Here is an 18,012-nt window from a genome sequence, read left to right as displayed (position 1 = left end):
TCGATCGGGTCGCCCAGGGTGGTGCCGGTGCCGTGCGCCTCCACCGCGTCCACGTCCGCCGGTGTCAGGCCCGCGTTCTCCAGCGCCTCCCGGATGACCTGCCGCTGGGCGGGGCCGTTGGGGGCGGTCAGGCCGTTGGACGCGCCGTCCTGGTTGACGGCGGTGCCCCGGATCAGCGCCAGGACTCGGTGGCCGTTGCGGCGCGCGTCCGAGAGGCGTTCCAGCAGCAGCAGCCCCGCGCCCTCCGCCCAGCCGGTCCCGTCGGCCGCCGCCGCGAACGCCTTGCACCTGCCGTCGGGCGCCAGGCCGCGCTGCCGGGAGAACTCCACGAACGTCGCGGGCGAGGCCATGACGGTGACGCCGCCCGCCAGGGCGAGGTCCGACTCGCCGTTGCGCAGCGACTGCACGGCCAGGTGCAGCGCGACCAGGGACGAGGAGCAGGCCGTGTCCACCGTGACCGCCGGGCCCTCGAAGCCGAAGGTGTAGGCGATCCGGCCCGACACCACGCTCGGCGCCGTGCCCGTGATCAGGTACCCCTCGACCTCGCTCGGCCCGGCCCCGGTCACGTAGTCCTGTGGGCTCGTGCCCGCGAACACGCCCGTCCTGCTGCCGCGCAGCGTGGCCGGGTCGATCCTGGCGTTCTCCAGGGTCTCCCAGGCGGTTTCGAGGAGGATGCGCTGCTGGGGGTCGGTGGCGAGGGCTTCGCGGCGGGAGATGCCGAAGAAGGCGGGGTCGAAGGCGGCTACGTCGTGCAGGAAGCCGCCGTGGCGGGTGTAGCTGGTGCCGGGGTGGTCGGGGTCGGGGTGGTAGAGGGCGTCGAGGTCCCAGCCTCGGTCGGCGGGGAACTCGCCGATGGCCTCATCGCCGTTCTCCAGCAGCCGCCACAGGTCCTCGGGGGTGGTGATGCCGCCGGGCAGGCGGCAGGCCATGCCCACGATCGCGATCGGCTCGCGCCGCGCCTCGCGCACGCCGTCGAGCTCGCCGCGGGTCTTGTGCAGCTCCTGGGTCACCCGGCGCAGCAGGTGCCGGATCTGGTCCTCACTCACAGGTCGGCCTTTCGGGTTTCCATCGGTCAGGAGATGCCGAGCTCGTCGCTGATGAAGCTGATGAGCTCCTCGTCGGAGGCGGTGGACAGATCGCTCCCGCCGGAGGCGGCCGGGGCGTCCTGTTCGGTCAGCCGGCGCAGCCGGTCCAGGGCGGCGCTCCGGTCGGCGGGCCGTACCCGCGACAGCAGCGCGGCCAGCTCGCCGACCCGGGCCGCCACGGCGTCGAGAGGGTCCTCCTCCTGCGGCGCCAGCAGGTCGTAGAGGTGGTCCGCCAGCTCGGCCGGGGTCGGATGGTCGAACACGAGCGTGCTCGGCAGGGTCACGCCCGCCGCCTTCGCCAGCCGATTGCGCAGCTCGACGCCGCTGAGCGAGGTGAACCCCTGGTCGCGGAACCCGCGCCCGGCGTCCACCTCGGCCGGCGAGGCGTGGCCGAGGACGGCCGCCGCCTCCGCGCGTACCAGCTCGCGGAGCGTCCGCCTGCGTTCGGGCTCGGGCAGCGCGGCCAGCCGTGCGGCCAGGTCCGGGCCCTCGCCCTCCTCGTCCGAAGCGGGGCCCGCCAGCTCCGACAGCAACGGGCCCGGCCGGGACGCCGCGACGGCGGCCCAGTCGGCCCGCGCCACGATCAGCGTGGTCTCGCCGCGGTCCAGGGCCTCCCCCAGCGCCGCGACCGCGAGGCCGGGGTCCATGGGCAGCAGCCCGGAGCGGCGCAGCTCGCGCTCGGCCTCGGGGCCCGCGATCCCGTCTCCCGCCCAGTGCCCCCAGGCGATCGAGGTGGCCGGGAGCCCGGCCGCGCGCCGGTGCTCGGCCAGGGCGTCGAGAACCGCGTTCCCCGGGGCGTAGTTGCCCTGGCCCGCGGTGCCGATCACGCCCGTGACCGAGGAGAACAGCACGAAGGCCGACAGGCCGAGCCCGCGGGTCAGCTCGTGCAGGTGCCACGCGCCCCCCGCCTTGACCCGGAGCACGCCCGCCATGCGCTCCGGGGTCAGGTCGTCGATCAGCGCGTCGTCCAGGACGGCCGCCGTGTGCACGACCGCGTCGAGCGGATGCTCCGGCGGGATCGCGGCGAGGACGGCGGCGAGTGAGGCGCGGTCGGCCACGTCCGCCGCCGCGATCGTGACCTGGGCGCCGAGCTCCGCCAGCTCGTCGCGCAGCTCCGCCGCGCCGGGGGCGTCCTCGCCCCGGCGGCTGACGAGCAGCAGGTGCGGGGCGCCGCGCTCGGCCAGGGCGCGGGCGACATGGCGGCCGAGCGCGCCAGTGCCCCCCGTGATCAGTACGGTGCCGCGCGGCGTCCAGCGGCCCGGTGCGGGCGAGGTGCCCAGGGGCGCGGGCACGAGGCGGCGTACGCGGAGACCGGCGGGGCGGACGGCCAGCTCCGCCTCGCCGTGCCCGCCCGTGAGCGCGGCGGCGGCCAGGGCGGCGGTGCGGGCGGCGGGCGTACCGGGGAGGTCGAGCAGCCCGCCCCGGCGCTCCGGCCGCTCCGCGGCGAGCGGCCCGCCGAGCCCCCAGGCCAGGGCCTGACCGGGGTGCCGCACGACGTCGCCGTGGTCGTCGCCGCCCCCATGGTCACTCTCGCCGCCGGTCGAGACCGCCTGGCTGGTGACTGTCCACAGCGGCCCGGCGATCCCGGCGGCGTCCAGGTGCCGGATGAGCGCCACCTCGGCCGCCCCGCCGCGCGGCAGCGCCGGGTGGCCCGGGTGCGGCCGGTCGTCGAAGGAGAGCAGGGACACGATCCCGGCGTACCGCGACGCCTCCGGGAACCCCTCCCACGCGGGCTCGGCGGCGTCCACCGCGACGCGGGTCACCGCGCCGCCGCGTTCCGTCAGCGCCGCCGCCAGCGCGGCGGCCCAGGCGTCCGCGCGTCCGCCCGCCGGCTCGACGAGGAGCCAGCCGCCCGCCGCCGTACCCTCGGCGGGCACGGGCAGCGGGCGCCAGACCACCCGGTGCCGCCAGGAGTCGATCAGCGAGCGCGGGTCCCGCTCGGCGGCGCGCGGCGCGTCCAGCCAGTACCGGCGCCGCTGGAACGCGTACGTGGGCAGCTCGGCCGGGCCGACCTCCGGGATGTGCGCGGTCCAGTCCACCGGCACGCCATGGGCGAAGGCCACGGCGGCGGCCGTGAGCGCGGTCGCCGCGTCCGGGCGGTCCCGGCGCAGCACCGGCGCGGCGACCGCCTCGGGATCGAGCAACGCCGTCAGGACGCCGTCGGGCCCGATCTCCAGGTACGCGGTCGCCTCGGTGGCCCGCGCCGCCTCGTGGAAGCGGACGGGGTTGCGCAGGTGGTCGGCCCAGTAACCGGCGCTGAGGGCGTCTTCCGGGCGGCCGGTGAGGTCGGATACGAAGTCGATGGCCGGTGCATGGAAGGTGATGGCGCCGATGGCCTCGCGGAAGTCGTCGAGGATCGGGTCCATGTGGGGGGAGTGGAAGGCGTGGCTGACGGTCAGGTATTTGATCTTGTGGCCGCGTGCTTTGAACTCCTCCGCGATGGCGTGCACTGCTTCGGTGTCGCCGGAGATGACGGTGGAGGTGGGGGTGTTGAGTGCGGCGATGGCGACGCCGGGGTGGCCGTCGATCGCCTTGGTGATGTCGAGTTCGGTGGCGTTGATGGCGGCCATGGCGCCGATTCCGGTCGGCAGGGAGGACATCAACCGGGCGCGGGCGGTGACCAGGGTGACGGCGTCGGGGAGGGTGAGGATGCCGGCGGTGTGGGCGGCGGCGATGGCGCCGATGGAGTGGCCGGTGACGACGTCGGGGTGGATGCCCCAGGTGGTGAGCAGGTGGGTGAGGGCGGTTTGGAGGGTGAACAGGGCGGGCTGGGTGTAGCGGGTGTTGTGGAGCAGGTCGGGGCGGTCGAAGACGATCTCTTGCAGGGGGAGGTCGAAGGCGGTGGCGATTTCGTCGAAGCGGGTGGCGTAGGCGGGGTGGGTGTCGTAGAGGTCGCGGCTCATGCCGGCGTATTGGCTGCCTTGGCCGGTGTAGAGGAAGACGAGGCGGGGGTGGTCGTGGGCGTGTCCGGTGGTGAGGGCGGGGTGGGGGCGGTCGTGGGCGAGTGCGGTGAGTGCGTCGGTGTGGTGGTGGGTGATGACGGCGCGGTGGGGGAAGAGGGTGCGGGTGGTGGCCAGGGCTCGGGCGATCCGGGCGGGGTGGTGGCCGGGGGTGAGGTGCGCGGCCAGCTTCGCCGCCTGATCCCGCAGGGCCTGCGGGGTGCGGGCCGAGACCACGTACGGCGGCGCCGCCGTGGCCGGCGGCTCCGGCTCGGGGTCGGCGGGCGGGGCCTGTTCCACGATCGCGTGCGCGTTGGTCCCGCTGATGCCGAACGAGGACACCGCGGCCCGCCTCGGCCGTCCGCCGTCCGGCCACGGCAGGTTCCGCGTCACCAGCTCCACCGTCCCCGCCGACCAGTCCACATGCCCGGTCGGCGCATCGACGTGCAACGTCCTGGGCACCACGCCGTGCCGCAGCGCGTAGATGAGCTTGATCAGGCCGGTCACACCGGCCGCCGCCTGGGTGTGGCCGATGTTCGACTTCACCGAGCCGAGCAGCAGCGGCCGGTCGGCGGGCCGGTCGCGGCCGTACGTCGCGATGACGGCCTGGGCCTCGATCGGGTCGCCGAGCGCGGTCCCGGTGCCGTGCGCCTCCATCACGTCCACGTCCGCGCCCCGCAGGCCCGCGTCGGCGAGCGCGTCGTGGATCACCCGCTGCTGTGCCAGTCCGCTGGGGGCGGTCAGGCCGTTGGACGCGCCGTCCTGGTTAATCGCGGTGCCCCGGATCAGCGCCAGGACGCGGTGGCCGTTGCGGCGCGCGTCGGACAGCCGTTCCAGCAGCACCAGGCCCACGCCCTCGGCCCACGCCGTGCCGTCGGCCGAGGCGGCGAACGCCTTGCACCGCCCGTCGCCGGCCAGCCCGCGCTGCCGGCTGAACTCGGTGAACATGCCGGGTGAGGCCATCACGGTCACCCCGCCGGCCAGCGCCAGGTCCGACTCGCCGGCGCGCAGCGACCGCACCGCGAAGTGCAGCGCCACCAGAGAGGAGGAGCAGGCCGTGTCGATCGTCACCGCCGGGCCCTCGAAGCCGAAGGTGTAGGCGATCCGGCCCGACAGGACGCTGGTCGCCGTGCCGGTGAGCGCGTAGCCGCCGGCCTCCTCGCCGCTCTCGTGCAGCCGCGGGCCGTACTCCTGCGGCGTCGCGCCCACGAACACCCCGGTCCTGCCGCCGCGCAGCGACTCGGGCGGGATGCCCGCCCGTTCCAGCAGCTCCCACGACGTCTCCAGCAGCAGCCGCTGCTGCGGGTCCATCGCGGCGGCCTCGCGCGGGGCGATGCCGAAGAACTCGGCGTCGAACCGGGCGGCGTCGTGCAGGAACCCGCCCTCGCGGACGTAGGACGTGCCCGGCCGCCGCGCGTGCGGGTCGTAGAGCGCGTCCAGGTCCCAGCCGCGGTCGGCGGGGAACCCGCCGATCGCGTCGGCGCCCGACACCACCAGGTCCCACAGCTCCTCCGGCGTGCTCGCGCCGCCCGGCCACCGGCCGGCGGCCGCCACGACCGCGATGGGCTCCTCGTACGCCGCCGCGCGCCCGGCCGGTGCGACCGGTGCGGCCGCCTCCCGCCCGCCGTCCAGGAACCGGGACAGGGCGGCCGGGGTCGGATGGTCGAAGGTGACCGTGGCCGGGATCTCGCGGCCGGTCGCCGCGGACAGCCGGTCGCGCAGCTCGACCGCGCCGAGCGAGTCGAGCCCCAGGTCGCGGAAGGTCAGGTCGGGCGCGACCGCCGCCGGGCCGGAATGGCCGAGCACCGTGGCGGTGGCGGTCAGGACCAGATCGAGCGACGAGGCGTCCGGCTCCGGGGTCTGCTCTGGTCGTGTCTGTTCCCGCCGTGTCTGCTCGCGCCTCGCGGCGGGCGGGGGAGGGGCCGTGTCCCCGGCCGTGTCCCCGGCCGTGTCCCCGGCCGTGTCCCCGGCCGTGTCGAGCCAGTGGCGTTCGCGCTGGAAGGCGTACGTGGGCAGCCGCACCCGCCGCCCGTCGGCGGGCAGGACGCCGGACCAGTCCACCGGCACGCCGTGCGTGTGCAGCCGCGCGGCCGAGCGGAGGAACTCGGCCAGATCGCCCCGGTCGCGGCGCAGCGAGCCGGTCACGACCCCGCCGCCGCCCGCCGCGTCCAGGATCTGGCTCAGCCCGACCAGCAGGATCGGGTGCGGGCTGGACTCGACGAACACGTCGTGCCCGTCGGCCAGCGCGGCCCGTACGGCCCGCTCGAACTCGACGGTGTGCCGCAGGTTGCGGTACCAGTAGCCGGCGTCCAGGCCGGAGGTGTCCAGCGGCCCGCCGGTGACCGTGGAGTAGAAGGCGACGTCCGTGCTGCGGGGCGCGTGCGCGGCCAGCGCGTTCAGCAGCCGGTCGCGGACCCGCTCGACGTGCGGGGAGTGGGAGGCGTAGTCGATCCTGACCCCGCGCACCGCGACGCCCTCGGCCTCGTAGGAGGCGACCAGCTCGTCCAGCGCGCCGGCGTCGCCGGAGACCACCGTCGCCGAGGGCCCGTTGACCGCGCCGACGCCGAGCCTGCCCGCCCAGCGGCCCAGCCGCTCCCGCACGACGTCCACGGGCAGGGGGATCGACACCATGCCTCCGCCGTGGCCGGAGATGGCGGCGATGGCGCGGGCGCGCAGCACCACCAGGGCGGCGGCGTCCTCCAGCGACAGCGCGCCCGCGACGTGCGCCGCCGCGATCTCGCCCTGCGAGTGGCCGATGACCGCCGAGGGCGTGACCCCGAACGACTCCCAGAGCCGGGCCAGCGCCACCATGACCGCGAACAGCGCCGGCTGGACCACCTCCACCCGCTCGAACGCGCCGGCGCCGGGCTCGCCCCACAGCACCTCGGCCGGGGACCAGTCCACGTGCGGCTCCAGCGCCCGCGCCACCTCGCGCAGGCGGCCCGCGTACACGGGGGAGGACCGCGCCAGCTCGCGCCCCATGCCCAGCCACTGGCTGCCCTGCCCGGGGAAGACGAACACCGCGCCCCGCCCGCTCCGCGTCCGGCGCACGGCTCCGCGGACCGTTCCCGGTCCGGGCGTGCCCGCGGCCAGCGCGCGCAGCTCGCGCAGCAGCTCCGGCCGGTCCCCCGCGACCACCACGGCCCGCTGCTCGAACGCGGTGCGCGTGGCGGCCAGCGAGTACGCCAGGTCGGCCGGCTCGGCGTCCTCGGCGCGGCCGGCCAGCAGCCCGGCCTGTGCCCGCAGCGCGTCACCGCTCCGGGCCGACAGCAGGAACGGCAGCGGGGCCGCCTCCCGGGCCGGAGGCGGAGCCGGGGACCCGGCGGGGGCCGGGGACTCCGCGGGGGAGAGGCTGGACAGCACCAGATGGCAGTTGGTGCCGCCCATGCCGAAGGAGCTGACCCCGGCGATCAGAGGCTCCTCCGGGCGCGGCCAGGGGAGCGCCGCGTCCGCCACCCGGAGGTTGAGCGCGTCCAGGTCGATGCTCGGGTTGGGCCGGGCGAAGTTCAGGCTCGCCGGAATGCGCCGCTCACGCACCGCCAGGACCGTCTTGAGCAGGCCCGCGATGCCGGCCGCGCCCTCCAGATGGCCGAGGTTGGTCTTGACCGAGCCGACGAGCAGCGGCCGGTCCGCGGGCCGGGCGCCGCCGAGCGCCGCGCCGAGCGCGCGGGCCTCCACCGGGTCGCCGACCGCCGTGCCGGTGCCGTGCAGCTCGACGTACTGCACCGCGCCCGGCCCGACGCCGGCCTCGGCCAGCGCCAGGCGGATGACCTCGGCCTGGGCGCGCTCGTCGGGCACGGTCAGCGCCTGGCTCGCGCCGTCGTTGTTCACCGCGCCGCCGAGGATCACCGCGTGCACGGTGTCGCCGTCGGCCAGCGCCCGCTCCAGCGGCTTGAGCAGCACCAGGCCCCCGCCCTCCCCCCGGACGTAGCCGTTGGCGCGGGCGTCGAAGGTGTGGCAGCGGCCGTCGGGCGACAGGCCGCCGAACCGCTCCGCCGTGAGCGTGCTCTCGGGGACCAGGTTCAGGTTGACCCCGCCGGCGATGGCGATCTCCGACTCGCTCCGGCGCAGGCTCTGGCAGGCCAGGTGCACGGCCACCAGCGCCGAGGACTGCGCCGTGTCCACGGTCAGGCTGGGCCCGCGCAGGCCGAGCGCGTACGACAGCCGGTTGGCCAGCAGGCCCTTGTTCAGCCCGGCGAGGGTGTGCCGGGTGATGGCCGGCTCGCCCGCCCGCGCCACCAGCGTCGCGTAGTCGGAGCCGATCGCGCCGATGAACACGCCCGCGCGGGCGCCGGCGACGGCGGCCGGGACGACGCCGGCGTCCTCCAGGACCTCCCAGCCGAGTTCCAGCGTGAGCCGCTGCTGCGGGTCCATGGCCGCGGCCTCGCGCGGCGACAGGCCGAAGAACCCGGCGTCGAAGCGGTCGACCTGGTCGAGATACCCTCCCGGCCGCTCCGGGTCGATCGGCGGCCCGGCGGCCAGCCGCGACGCCGACGGCGGCCCGATCGCGTCGCGCCCGGAGCGCAGCAGCTCCCACAGCGCGTCAGGATCGGGCGCGCCGGGCAGCCGGCAGGCGAGCCCGATCACCGCCACCGCGCCGCCCCCGCCGGTCGCGGCCGCTTTTCCCTCGTGAGCCATATGTCGGTTCCGCCTTCAGGTGCAAGGTGCATCATGAGAAAACGAGTACGGCGCGGGAGATTGCCGCGAAAATGCGCGGACCCGCGCCCGTGGCGCTTTTCGACGGTTGCACGGCGGGTTTGTCATCGTCAAGAGTGACCCTGGTCACCCGGGTTCTATTCCATTCGGTTCGTGAAATGTGAATCATCGGGAAATGTAATTGGACGGGTTCGGGGCGGGCTGCCTAACCTGAATACCGATGCGCGGCGAATTCGGCCGATGCGGCCGTTGACGAGGTGAGGAGAAATTCATGACCGTAGCCGTCGCGCCGGTGGTCGAGCCCGATCCCCGGCAGCCCGTCGCGCGTCTCGGGCGCCTGCTCGATCCCGGCTCGGCCGCCCCGCTGTGGCCCGAGGACGGCAGCGGGGTGCTCGCGGTCAGAGGCCGGATCGACGGCTGGCCCGCCGTCGCCTTCTGCACCGACGCCACGGTCATGGGCGGCGCGCTCGGCCTGGCCGGGGCGCGCCACATCGTCGCGGCGGTGGAGGAGGCGACGCGGCTGCGCTGCCCGGTCATCGGGCTGTGGCACTCCGGCGGTGCCCGGCTCGCCGACGGCGTGGAGTCCATGCACGGCGCCGGCCTGGTCTTCGCGGCGTTCACCCGGGCGTCCGGGCGGGTGCCGCAGATCTCCGTCGTGCTCGGCCCGGCCGCCGGCGCCGCCGCGTACGGGCCCGCGCTCACCGACGTGATCGTCATGACCGGCGCCGGCCGGGTGTTCGTCACCGGCCCCGACGTGGTCCGCAGCGTGACCGGCGAGCAGATCTCGATGGAGGACCTCGGCGGCGCGGACGCGCACGGCCGCAGGTCCGGGGTCGCCCACGTCGTCGCCGCCGACGAGGACGACGCCTACCTCCGCGCCCGGCGGCTCGCCGGGCTGCTGCGCCCGTCCGGGCGGTTCGACCTGGCCGGGCTCGCCTACGAGCCCGCCCGCGACCCCGGCGCCCTGCTGCCCGAGACGGCGCGGCGGGCCTACGACATCCGCCCGGTGATCCGCGCGATCCTCGACCGCGACGGCGACACCGCCGCCTTCGAGGAGGTGCAGGCGCGCTGGGCGCCCAACATCGTCGTCGGGTACGGCCGCCTGGCCGGCCACCCCGTGGGGATCGTGGCCAACAACCCGCTGCGCAAGGGCGGCTGCCTGGACTCCCTGTCGGCGGAGAAGGCCGCCCGCTTCGTACGCACCTGCGACGCGCTGGGCGTCCCGCTCGTCGTGCTGGTGGACGTGCCCGGCTACCTGCCCGGGGTCGCCCAGGAGTGGGGCGGCGTGGTACGCCGGGGCGCCAAACTGCTGCACGCCTTCGCCGAGGCGCGGGTGCCCCGGATCACGGTCGTGGTGCGCAAGGCGTACGGCGGGGCGTACATCGCGATGAACTCCCGCTCGCTCGGCGCCACGGCGGTCTTCGCCTGGCCGGACGCCGAGATCGCGGTGATGGGCGCCGACGCGGCGGTCGGCGTCCTGCACCGCAAGCGCCTCGCCGCCGCCTCGGAGGAGGAACGCCCGGCGCTGCGCGCGGCGCTCGTGCGCGAGCACGAGCGGGTGGCGGGCGGCGTACGGCGCGCCCTCGCCCTCGGCGTCGTGGACGAGGTGATCCCCCCGGCCGCCACCCGCCGCCGCGTCGCCGAGGCCCTGGCCGCCGCCCCCGCCACCCGGGGCAGCCACGCCAACATCCCGCTGTAGCCGGGGCGGACGACGCGTCCCGGGGCGCCGCCGGCGGGCTCGCGGAACACCGTGGTCAGAGCGCGTGCCCGCCCGCGACCTGGAGCACCTGGCCCGTGATCCAGCGGGCCTGGTGGGATGCGAGGAAGACCACGGCGTCGGCGATGTCGTCCGGCTCGCCCACGCGGCCCAGCGGCACGAGCGCGGTCACCCGGCCGATCAGGTCCTCGCCGATCCAGCCCGTCTGCACCGGGCCGGGGGCCACGGCGTTGACCCGGATCCCGCGCGGCGCCAGGTCCAGGGCGGTGGCCCGGGTCAGGGCCTCCAGGGCCGCCTTGGAGGTGCCGTAGCCGATCTGCCCGGGGAAGGCGCGGGCGGCGTCGGTGGTGACGTTGACGACGCACAAAGGCGCCTCCCCGTCGTGCCGGCGCGCCACCTCGGCGGTCAGCAGGGCGGGCGCGACCGCGTTGACCCGGTAGTGGCGCTCCAGCGACCCGGCGGTCAGAGCGTCCACGGTGTCGGGCGACTCGCAGTGCGCGGCGTTGTTGACCAGCACGTTGATCGGCCCGAGGAGGCCGGTGACCGACTCCACGAGAGCGCGGGGCGCGCCGGGCTCGGACAGGTCGGCCTCGACGGCGACCGCTCCGCCGCCGAGCTCCCGCGCCAGTTCCTCCGCCGCTCCCTCGGCCGGGGTGACGTGCTCCCACTCGGCGCCCTCGGGCGCCGGCGCGTCCCGGCCGAGGTAGTGCACGGCCACCCGCGCCCCCTGCGCGGCGAAGGCCCTGCAGATGGCGGCCCCGATGTTCCCGGCGCCCCCGGTCACCAGCACGTTCCGCCCGGCGAGTCGGGTGTCGAGCACGGTTCGTCTCCTCGGCGTGTGGGGTCTCTGGTCGCGGGCGGCGGCCTGGTCCATGCGGTCCCACTCGGACCGGGCGCGCCGGTGCCGGCGGTCGTGCGGTCGTGGACGACGGCCGCCGCCCTCGGGCGGGGTCACGTCCGCTCTCCCGCCCTCCGGCATCCTCGTGACGCGCATTCTGCCAGGCCGGGCTGCGCCGGGCGTAACGCGCCGTGGGGCGCCGTCACGCCAGCTCGTGCAGGACCGCGCGCATGTGCTCCAGCGCCCGGCGGCCGTCGGGGTCGGGCTCCTCGTCCGGGACGCGGCCGAGGCCGGCGGCGATCCTGGCCCGGGCGTCGGCGACCTGGGTCCGCCAGACGGGGACGTCGAGCAGGCCCGAGGAGAGGTAGGCCAGGATGCGCGCGCCGTCGGACAGGCGGCCGAGCGCGGCCATCATGGTGACGAACTCGACCGAGGCCACGCAGGTGGCGTACAGGTTGTCGGTGTCGAGCAGGTCCTCGACCTGGGCGCGCAGCAGCCGGAAGGCCCGCCGCCGCTCCCCGCGGCGGAACAGCACCCGCGCCTCCACCGCCTTGTTCGGCGAGAAGGTGCGCTCGGGCAGCTCGACGGCGACCGCCTCGCCGAACAGCCGCTCCGCGCGCTCGCGGTCGCCCTGGAACGACGCGGAGTAGCCGAGCAGCATCAGCGCCCAGTTCAGCAGGGTCGGCGGCCCCTCGGCGCGGAACCGCTCCACCAGAGCCGAGACCAGCGCGTCGCCCTCCGCGAGGCGGCCCTGGAACACCACGCCCGAGGCGGTGTCCAGCTCGACCCGGACGGCCAGGTCGTGCTCGCCGCGCCGGCGCAGCTCCGCCGCCGCCGCGGGTCCCCAGGTCACCAGCCCCCGATGGTCGTCGTACAGGGAGGCGCGCGCCTGGCGGACCCGCGGGTCGGCGGGCTCGCCGTGGCGGGCGGCCAGGCGCTCGTACGCGGCCGGGTCGCGGGCCAGCTTGTACCGCTGCGCCGCCCACACCAGCCCGAAGATCCGTAGCTCCTCGTCCTTGGGGGGAGCCAGGGCCAGGACGCGCTCGGCCCAGTCGCCGATCTCGGCGCGGGCCCGCAGCACGACCTCCGCCACGACGGGGCGCACCAGCGCGTACGCCAGACGGGCGTCCCCCTCGGCGCAGGCCCGGCCGAACGCGGCCCGCAGGTTGGGCCACAGCTCCTCCACGCGGGCCACGCCCTCGGCCTCCGCCGGGCCCGTGAGGAGCCGGTGGACGCGGGTGACCTCGTCCAGGCACCACCGGGTGTGGCGCCCGGCGATCACACCGGCCTGACCGGACTCGGCCAGCCGTTCGGCGGCGAACTGGCGCATGGTCTCAAGCAGCCGGAAGCGCCGCCCGGACGGGCCCGGCTCCACGACCACCATGGACCGCGCGACGAGGGCGTCCAGGACGAGATCGGTCTCGCCCGTCTCTCCGGCGGCGACCGCGCGGGCCGCGGCGAGGCCGAACGGGCCCGCGAAGACCGACAGCCGCTGGAACAGCGACCGCTCGGCCGGTCCGAGCAGGTCGTAGGACCACTGGACGGTGGCGCGCAGGGTCCGGTGGCGCCCGGCGCCGGTGCGCCGCCCGCCCACCAGCAGCCGCAGCCGGTCGTCCAGCCCGGCCAGCAGCTCGGCCGGGGAGAGGCTGACGGTCCTGGTGGCGGCGAGCTCGATGGCCAGGGGCACGCCCTCCAGGCGGCGGCAGATCTCCGCGACGTCCTCGCGGCCGGCTTCGGGGGCGAAGACGGACGACACCGCCGACGCGCGCTCGGTGAACAGCTCGACGCCCGCCCCGATGCCGAGCGGCGCGACGGCGATGAGCCGTTCCAGGCCGTGGCCGAGGCCGAGCCCTTCGCGGGACGTGGCCAGCACCTGGACGTCCGGGCAGCCCTCGGCGACGGCCTGGGCGAGCGCGGCGGCGCCGTCGATGACGTGCTCGCAGTTGTCCAGGACGACGAGGGCGCGGCGCGGGCGCAGCGCCGTCACGACGGACTCCGTCCGGATGCGCCCGGCGCTCTCCTTGATGCCCAGGGCACCGGCCACGGCCCGCGGCACGTCGCCGGACGAGGCGATCTCGGCCAGGTCGATCAGCCAGGCGCCGTCGTCGAAGTCGCCGCGCCGCGCCGCCGCGACGGCGAGGCGGGTCTTGCCGATCCCGCCGGGCCCGACCAGGGTCACCACGGGGTGCCCGGCCAGCGCGCGGCCGACGGCCTCAAGGTCGGCGTCGCGGCCGATCAGCCGTCCCTGCCGCAGCGGCAGGTTGCCGCGGCGGCCGTCGCCGGCGCGCAGGGGCGGATGGCCGCCGTCGTCGACCTGGAAGACACGCTGCCGGGCCGCCACGCCGTCGAGCCGGTACGCGCCCAGGTCGCGCAGGTCGTCGCGGTCCAGCAGCGCGGCGGTCGCGGCGGACACCAGGATCTGGCCGCCGTGGCCCGCCGCCGCCAGGCAGGCCGCCTGGTGCACGGCGGGACCGAAGTAGCCCTGCCCGCGCCGCTCGGGCTCGCCGGTGTGCAGCCCGATGCGCAGCCGCGGGCCCGATCCGGACGCGCGCAGGTCCTCCGCCCACGCCACCGCGTCCGCGGCCCGGTGGAAGGCGGCCCCGAAGGAGTCACCGCCAATGGCGAACAGGTGGCCGCCGTGCCGTGCCGTCGCGGCCTCGACCGACTCGGCGGGGCCGGCGCTCGTCCACCGTCCCCGGCCCTCGACCTCGCAGAAGCCGAACGTCACCGTCCCCGCGGGCAGGCCCGCCTCCCGGGGACGCGGGGCAGGCGCCCGCAGCCGCTCGTCGTGGCCGAGGATCGAGGACTCCAGCTCGCGCAGGCGGGGGCCCGGCTCCACGCCCAGGTGCTCGGCCAGGGCGCGGCGGGCCGTGCGGTAGGCGGCGAGCGCGTCGGCCTGGCGTCCGGCGCGGTACAGCGCCGTCATCAGCAGCGCCCACAACCCTTCCCGGAACGGGTGGCCGGCCGTCAGCTCCGTCAGCGGGCCGACGGCCGCGGCCGGGTCGGTGCGCACCCGGCCTTCCAGGTCGGCCTCCACCGCCGACAGCCACCGCTCGACCATGCCGTCCACGGCCGCCGCCATGCCCGGCACCGCGAGCCCGGCCAGCGGGTACCCGGTCCACTCCGCCAGGGCGGCGTCCAGCTCGCCGGCGTCGAGCAGCCGCTGGAACCGTACGACGTCCACCGCGTCGGGCGGCACGTCCAGGCGGTAGGCGCCGCCGATCCGCGCGATCGCGCCGGCGCCGAGGCCGCGGCGCAGGCGGGCGATGTACGACTGCAGGGTGCGGCCGGCGGTGCGCGGCGGGTCCTCGCCCCACACCAGCTCGACCAGCCGCCACGCCGGCACCGCCGCCCCGGCCGACAGGGCGAGCGCCGCCAGGACCGCCTGGCACTTGGCGGGGCCGACGTCCAGCGGCTCGCCGCGGTCACCGGTGGCGCGGACCCCGCCGAGGAGGCGGACGCGCACGCCGCCCGCCGTGCCCGCCTCCCTCGACCCGATCACGGCCCTCCTCGCGGTGTGCCCGGCGCTCCGCGAACGCTCAACCGGAGCACCGCGGGCCCGCAACACGTCTGCGGCACGGTGGGGGAATGACCACACCTCGCGTCAATGGAAGCACACGTACGCGGCCGGGCGGGAGCCTCGCCGCCCCGCAGGAACCCCCGCACCCGGCACCGCGCTCCCGCCCGAAGGCGGCGGCGTCATGAAGGCGATCCGGTTCGACGCCTACGGCCCGCCGGATGTGCTCCGGCTCCGGGACGTCGCCGTCCCCGGCGTCGGCGACGGCGACATCCTGGTCCGCGTCCGGGCCGCCTCGGTCAACCCGTGGGACTGGCACCACATGCGCGGCAAGCCGTACTTCATGCGCCTCCAGGCCGGGCTGACCCGTCCCCGGGCCAACCGGCTCGGCGTGGACGTGGCCGGGCACGTGGAGGCGGTGGGCCGGGACGTCACCGCGTTCCGGCCGGGGGACGAGGTGTTCGGCTTCTGCGAGGAGGGCTTCGCCGAGTACGTCCGCATCGGCGAGCCCGAGCTGGTGCGGCCCAAGCCGGCCCGGCTCGGATTCGAGGAGGCGGCGGCGATCCCCCTCGCGGCGGGCACCGCCCTGCACGCGCTCCGCGACCGGGCGCGGGTCCGGGCCGGGCAGCGGGTCCTGGTCAACGGCGCGGCGGGCGGGATCGGCACCTTCGCGGTGCAGATCGCCAAGGCCCTGGGCGCCGAGGTGACCGGCGTGTGCGGCACTGGGAACGTGGAGCTGGTCCGCGCGCTCGGCGCCGACCACGTCGTGGACTACTCCAAGGAGGACTTCGCCCGCGCCGGGCGGCGCTACGACGCGCTGATCGACCTGGTCGGCAACCGGAGCCTGTCCGACCGCCTGCGCGCCCTGACCCCCAAGGGGGCCCTGGTGCCGGTCGCGCCGGCCCCGGGCCAGTGGATCGGGCCGCTGTGGGGGGTGGCCAAGCCGCTCCTGGCCGCCCCCTTCGTCCGCCGGCGGCTGCTGCCGTTCCTGTACGCCCCGAACGGCGACGACCTCGCCACGCTGGCCGGTCTCGTGGAGTCCGGCGCGGTGACCCCGGTCATCGACCGCGCCTACCCCCTGCACGACCTGCCCCAGGCCGTGCGCTACCTGGAACAGGGCCACGCCCGGGGCAAGGTCGTCATCACGGTGTGAGCCGGCCGGCGCGGGTGGCCGGCTACCCCGGCGGCTCGCGCTCCCGGCCGTCGTCGTCGCCGGAGTAGGCGAACGGGACGAAGCCGAGCTTGTCCAGCCGGCGCCGGAACGCCTGCGGCAGGCCGGAGACGGTGATGGTGGCGGGCGGGGCGGCGGTGACGAGCTGCTGGGCCGAGACGAGCGCGGCCAGGCCCATGGAGTCCCAGAAGGTCATGCCGGACAGGTCCACCACGATCCGGGCGGCGGGGCGTTCGGCGAGCACCGACCCGACGGCCGCGGTCAGGCGGGGGGCGGTGCCCTGGTCCAGGTCGCCGGTCAGCTCCAGGCGGGTGGCGCCGTCCTCGTCGCGGCGGGTGAGGCGGAAGGCGGGGCGCACCGGCGGGGGCAGGGCGAAGGTGACCGTGGCGACCGGTCCGTGCGGGCCGGCGCGCACGGTGTGCTCGTCGGCGGTGCAGGCCACGATCCACAGCCCGTGGCCGTACTCGTACGGCCACTCCGGCACGGCCCCCGGCTTCGCGTCCGGCTCTCCGTCAGGCACCCGATCCGGCTCTCCGTCGGGCACCCGATCCGGGTCTGCGTCCGGCTGACCGTCCGGCGGGCCCCCGGTGTCGCTCACCTCGCAGTACAGCGCGGCGCCCGTGTGCCAGATCCGGACCCGGCCGGTCATGGAGCCGTGCAGGATGACGTTGGTGGCGAGCTCGTGCACCGCCAGCACCAGGTCACCGGTACGCCCTTCGGGCAGGCCGGCCCGCGAGGCGTGCGCCTCCAAGGTGGCGCGCAGGGCGTACAGCGAGTCGGCGTCGAACGGCTGGTCCAGGATCGGCGGCCCGCCGGTGCCGCCCGGGCCGCCCCCACCGGCGGCGGCCTGCCGGCCTGTGAACGCCGGCTCACCCGTCATGGCCGGTCACCACGGTGACGCCGGGCACCGCGGCCGCGCCGAGCAGCAGGAACCTCGACACGATCGCGGGGTTGCAGCGCAGGGCGATGCCGCGCGGCGGGGCCAGGCTGCGGGCGGCGTCGATGATCATTCGGGCGCAGTGCACGTCGATGAAGGACAGCTCGGACATGTTCACCGTGATGTCGCCGTCCACGCGGATCGCCTCGCTGAGCGCCAGGGCCAGCGGGCTCTCCGCGGCGCGGTCGATCTGCCCCGCCAGGCGGATGCCCGGCGGGGCGTACTGGCGGCAGATCCGCAGCAGCGGGTCGTTGTGGTAGGTCGAGGCGGCGACGGAATGGGTGTGGAAGGGCGCCACCGAGGCCAGGGTGACCGGGTCGAAGCGCTCGCGGTCGTACTGGCACAGGACCGACGCGGAGGCCCCGGAGAGCGCGGTGGCGATCTCCTCCTCGAACGCCGGAAGCTGCTCGATGCCGCTGATCGGGCGCAGCGCCCAGCTCATGTCCAGGGCGACGCGTAAGCCGGAGTAGCCCTCGCGGGTGGTGTCGTCGATCTGCTCGCGCAGCCAGTCCATCGCGCGCTCCACCTCGAACGCCTGCCCGGCGAGCAGCCCGTCCTGGTGGGCCGCGACCGTGACCCGGCCGGCCTCGGCCGCGGCGCGGGCGGCGGCGCCGCGGCGTACCAGCTCGGCCAGCGCCCGCTGCGGGTCCTCGGCCAGCCAGACGACGCGCTGCCCGCCGGCCAGCCCGTCGCGCACGTACGCCGCGGTCAGGTCGAGAAGCTCCTCCGGCTCGCCGAACGTCAGGCAGGCGTGGTCGTTGATAGCCAGATCGGTGATCTGCGTTTCAGCGCTGACCGTCACCACGCCACCTTCCGGATCGCGGCCGGTACCCGGCGCCGAACCGCTGGGTGACCAACAGTAGTGACCTGTGGCCCCCGCGACACCCGAGTCTCGCTCCCCCACGAGGGGACCGAGCACACATATCACACCATAAGGCGACGCAGCCGGAGTGGTGCTGAATTTCGCGAAATCCGGATCGGGCTACGACACTCGACCCCTGGGTCCGGGCCGGGGCCCGTTCCTCCCGTGTGGGGCGCACGCTCAGGACAGCAGCGCGGTGCGAAGCTGGGTCAGGACCTTCTTCAGCAGCCGCGAGACGTGCATCTGGGAGATGCCGAGCTCTCCGGCGATCTCCGACTGGGTCATGTTCC

General features: G+C 76.2%; 9 protein-coding genes. 2 read left to right on the top strand and 7 right to left on the bottom strand.

Annotation, left to right across the window (positions count from 1 at the left end; genetic code table 11):
* Both HNP84_RS50645 and HNP84_RS50640 read right to left on the bottom strand, forming a co-directional pair.
* Positions 1-1,046: beta-ketoacyl synthase N-terminal-like domain-containing protein (locus tag HNP84_RS50645; RefSeq protein WP_312927495.1), on the bottom strand; the 1,046-nt coding region annotated here is incomplete at its 3' end.
* A gap of 26 nt (positions 1,047-1,072) precedes the next feature.
* Positions 1,073-8,662 carry a type I polyketide synthase gene (locus tag HNP84_RS50640; RefSeq protein ID WP_185057343.1) on the bottom strand — a complete coding sequence of 2,530 codons (7,590 nt, stop codon included), beginning with the start codon at positions 8,660-8,662 and terminating at the stop codon, positions 1,073-1,075.
* 289 nt (positions 8,663-8,951) lie between these two features.
* Here HNP84_RS50640 and HNP84_RS50635 point away from each other — a divergent pair, with 289 nt between their 5' ends.
* On the top strand, positions 8,952-10,379 hold the full coding sequence (locus HNP84_RS50635) for an acyl-CoA carboxylase subunit beta (RefSeq protein WP_185057342.1): 1,428 nt from the start codon (positions 8,952-8,954) through the stop codon (positions 10,377-10,379).
* Positions 10,380-10,434: 55 nt separating this feature from the next.
* On the opposite strand, the gene HNP84_RS50630 is transcribed toward HNP84_RS50635, so the two are convergent.
* Positions 10,435-11,217: an SDR family NAD(P)-dependent oxidoreductase gene (locus HNP84_RS50630; protein WP_185057341.1), complete on the bottom strand. Its 783-nt coding sequence runs from the start codon at positions 11,215-11,217 to the stop codon at positions 10,435-10,437.
* A 220-nt stretch (positions 11,218-11,437) separates the two neighbouring features.
* Positions 11,438-14,737, bottom strand: coding sequence for an AfsR/SARP family transcriptional regulator (locus HNP84_RS50625; protein WP_221337780.1), 3,300 nt, complete (start codon positions 14,735-14,737; stop codon positions 11,438-11,440).
* A 199-nt stretch (positions 14,738-14,936) separates the two neighbouring features.
* Here HNP84_RS50625 and HNP84_RS50620 point away from each other — a divergent pair, with 199 nt between their 5' ends.
* The gene (locus tag HNP84_RS50620; RefSeq protein ID WP_185057340.1) at positions 14,937-15,905 is read left to right on the top strand and encodes an NAD(P)-dependent alcohol dehydrogenase; all 969 of its coding nucleotides are present in this window, start codon (positions 14,937-14,939) and stop codon (positions 15,903-15,905) included.
* Positions 15,906-15,927: 22 nt separating this feature from the next.
* On the opposite strand, the gene HNP84_RS50615 is transcribed toward HNP84_RS50620, so the two are convergent.
* The 3 genes from HNP84_RS50615 to HNP84_RS50605 form a co-directional block, all read right to left on the bottom strand.
* Complete coding sequence (locus HNP84_RS50615) at positions 15,928-16,803, bottom strand: ATP-binding protein (RefSeq protein ID WP_185057339.1); 876 nt, start codon at positions 16,801-16,803, stop codon at positions 15,928-15,930.
* Complete coding sequence (locus HNP84_RS50610; protein ID WP_185057338.1) at positions 16,793-17,662, bottom strand: MEDS and STAS domain-containing protein; 870 nt, start codon at positions 17,660-17,662, stop codon at positions 16,793-16,795. Before HNP84_RS50610 ends, HNP84_RS50615 begins: the two co-directional genes overlap by 11 nt.
* Positions 17,663-17,902: 240 nt before the next feature.
* Positions 17,903-18,012, bottom strand: a 110-nt coding sequence (locus HNP84_RS50605; protein ID WP_281396544.1) for a sigma factor-like helix-turn-helix DNA-binding protein, incomplete at its 5' end; no start/stop codon positions are given.

It is taken from the genome of Thermocatellispora tengchongensis (assembly GCF_014202315.1).
Taxonomy (GTDB): Bacteria; Actinomycetota; Actinomycetes; order Streptosporangiales; family Streptosporangiaceae; genus Thermocatellispora; species Thermocatellispora tengchongensis.
This window is presented reverse-complemented; position numbering and strand designations above follow the sequence as displayed.